This window comes from Corynebacterium sp. ACRPH (assembly GCF_022347285.1).
Taxonomy (GTDB): Bacteria; Actinomycetota; Actinomycetes; order Mycobacteriales; family Mycobacteriaceae; genus Corynebacterium.
This window is the reverse complement of sequence record NZ_JAKRND010000034.1, coordinates 1-2538: the sequence shown is the minus strand read 5'-3', so window position 1 is coordinate 2538 and position 2538 is coordinate 1. Positions and strand designations below refer to the sequence as shown.

Genomic DNA, 2538 nt, shown 5'->3' with positions numbered 1-2538 from the left:
TTGAAGGAGCGAAGGCCAATGGCTGGAAACAAGCCATCAACCAACTAGCTGTGGCATACCCAGACCGATTCGCGGAGTACTTGTAAACCAAGCCCCCGCACACAAACAATCGGGCACTCTCAGATCGTTATCTGGTGGACAAAGTAAACTCGTCCAACTTGCGATCGCCATTTCCTCCAACCGACCATTCGTCATTCTGGATGAGCCCACGAACGAGCTGGATGCGCTAAACCGCCGTCTAGTATGGGATGAAATTGCGACCCTCGCCCAACAGGGAGTTACCGTATTAGTAATCACTCATGCAGTTTCTGAAGTTGAATCCTGCCTAACCCATCTTGGAATTATGGATAGAGGGCGGCTCATTGCCGACGGCACGGTTAATCACGTCATGCAAAACGTTCAAAATAGACGAACCATTGCGTACCGCACGGAATCCAATAGTGATAAAAGTTCAGAACCTTGGGAGCAGATAGTAGATGTCGACCAAATTCCGAGAATTGTCTCGAAACTATGCCACGAAGGAGCCGACGATATTACTATCAGTTCACCCAATCTCGAGGATGTTTTTGTCAACCTAATTGCATCCAGAACGAATGAAGCATGAGTAACACCCTTACGTTTACGCGCATACAGCTGACCAATTGGCGATGGTCTTGGCCGTCCATGCTGCTTACTGGAATTGTCGTTCCTGTTCTAATGTCTTTAGGACTTGGTGTGTACGCGCAAAACTTAGGTGGGCCTGCCGTTGAGTACGCTGTTATTGGTGGCTTGGCGTTTTCTCTACTATTCGAGTTGCAGGGCAAAATGGCCGCCAATATTTCCTTTATGAAGGCGAATGGAGCCCTAGATCAACTAGTGGCTACGGGGGCGAAGCGCATCCAGTTTGTTGTAGGGAGCTTTATCGCCTTTAGTCTCTTAGCTACTCCTTCACTGCTCATAACTCCAGTTGCGGTAGTTAAGATTCTCGGGCTTTCTTTCTCTCCGTCTTTCACTATCGTTCCTTCCGTAATTTTTGCTGGTTGTGCTTTCCTTTCTGCCGGAATGATAATTGGAGCATTGTGTTCCAGTCTTGAGTAGGCGTCTTCCATCTCATTGTTATTGGCCATTATGCTGCTAAGTTTCGGCCCAGTTGCCGTTCCTGAAGATTTGTTGCCTTCGTGGCTTCAGGTAGCGGGAGAAGCCAATCCGGCTGTCCATATAAGTGAAGCAATTAGATACGGCCTCTTTGGCGGCAAGGGTATCCCCTGGAGCTCGATAGCATATTTAGTGGATGTCACTGTCGTCTTGCTTGTTGGTGCTGTGGTTTCCCTACCCTGGCGGCATAAACGGGCATAAATGTTGTTTTCCCACGCCATACGGCACACCGTGACAAGTGTGCACGTTTACTTTCCCTGCGTCGTGTTTAAACATTGTTCGATCCTTGGGAAATGTTTTAAAATTTTAATTCAATTAAACTGATGAATATGGTTACTCTTCATGGACACAACCATGGTATGGACAGAAAGCATTGAAGCAACCTCGGCATACTATCTAGAGGTTGAAGGCCCCTACGGGACTGCTCAGCACAAAGAAGCGATGGAGCATACTAAGAAAGTTGCCTACCGTAGCTTTGGAGATAGCGACTTCACCATCTACGGTCTTGCCCTCGATGATCCGCGCACAGTTGATGAGAAACTCCTGCGCTACCGCATTTGTCTGCTAGATACCAAGCGTTCGTTTGACATAGACAGCCTGTGCGATTTCGGGGTGATGGAAATCCCATCGCTTCATGTACTAGTCATTGAGGTGGATCATACGCGAAAGGCTATTGCGCAGATGTGGGAGAATTTTCCGTCGATACTTGCTGAGCAAGGAGTGTCCCAGAAAGGTTATATCGCCGAGCGGTTTAGAAGGTCCAAAGTCGCTGCAGGGAAAAGCGAATTCCTTATACAGCTTCCTTGACCCCCGTCGCTTGGTAGTCCTTTTCCTCTACGGCATGCGATAAGGTACGAGATAACGCGGCAAAATTGTTACCCTCTGATACCTTCCTTAAGCTTCAAAGCTAAACGAAAAAGATGCGGATATCGACTTGAAGATGAAGTTTGATTCCTTTTACCAATTCATGGCGGCCTTTAATTTAGAGGGCACCATCAATGAAACAAGTGATAATGCGAATTATGAATCGGGAATAGCCGAGTTGGGAGCTAAAACCTGGCATGTTCGCACAGCACGCACCACGCCTTCTAAGCCGGGAGCCTTTGTAGCATTCTGGCAACGCAACCATGAAGGGGAACCCGTGCCTTTTGAAGATTCTTCCTGCGGCGACGGTCTCCTAGTCTTTGTGATTCAAGGAGATCACCGAGGTGTGTTTCAATTTAGCAATCAAGATTTACAACGTCTCGGTATTACCTCCGGAGCAGCCCCAGGAAAGAGAGGATGGGCCCGGCCCCCGGAAAGTAGACACCATGGGGTGGTGAAATTATGGGGTTTACTCTAGCGCATTGTTACGCTGCGAGGGCTTCGTACTCTGTGGGGGTGAGGTACTTGCACCAGGAGTGT

4 protein-coding genes are annotated in these 2538 nt (G+C 48.3%); all 4 read left to right on the top strand.

The genetic code is table 11. From position 1 onward, the window contains the following. The first annotated feature begins 55 nt into the window (after positions 1 to 55). The 4 genes from MHX66_RS10685 to MHX66_RS10405 all read left to right on the top strand — a co-directional run bounded on the left by MHX66_RS10685 (position 56) and on the right by MHX66_RS10405 (position 2476). Complete coding sequence (locus MHX66_RS10685) at positions 56 to 604, top strand: AAA family ATPase (RefSeq protein ID WP_370646312.1); 549 nt, start codon at positions 56 to 58, stop codon at positions 602 to 604. Continuing rightward, positions 601 to 1077 carry an ABC transporter permease gene (locus tag MHX66_RS10415; RefSeq protein ID WP_239202855.1) on the top strand — a complete coding sequence of 159 codons (477 nt, stop codon included), beginning with the start codon at positions 601 to 603 and terminating at the stop codon, positions 1075 to 1077. Before MHX66_RS10685 ends, MHX66_RS10415 begins: the two co-directional genes overlap by 4 nt. Before the next feature lie 399 nt (positions 1078 to 1476). Continuing rightward, positions 1477 to 1941, top strand: a complete 465-nt coding sequence (locus MHX66_RS10410) for a GyrI-like domain-containing protein (protein ID WP_239202854.1) — start codon at positions 1477 to 1479, stop codon at positions 1939 to 1941. Positions 1942 to 2074: 133 nt separating this feature from the next. Then, a complete protein-coding gene (locus tag MHX66_RS10405; protein WP_239202853.1) occupies positions 2075 to 2476 on the top strand; it encodes a MepB family protein in 402 nt (133 codons plus the stop codon). Positions 2477 to 2538: the final 62 nt, after the last annotated feature.

Coding starts and splice junctions, on each gene's coding strand:
- MHX66_RS10415 (WP_239202855.1), top strand. CDS start 601: ATGAGTAACACCCTTACGTTTACGCGCATACAGCTGACCAATTGGCGA.
- MHX66_RS10410 (WP_239202854.1), top strand. CDS start 1,477: ATGGACACAACCATGGTATGGACAGAAAGCATTGAAGCAACCTCGGCA.
- MHX66_RS10405 (WP_239202853.1), top strand. CDS start 2,075: ATGAAGTTTGATTCCTTTTACCAATTCATGGCGGCCTTTAATTTAGAG.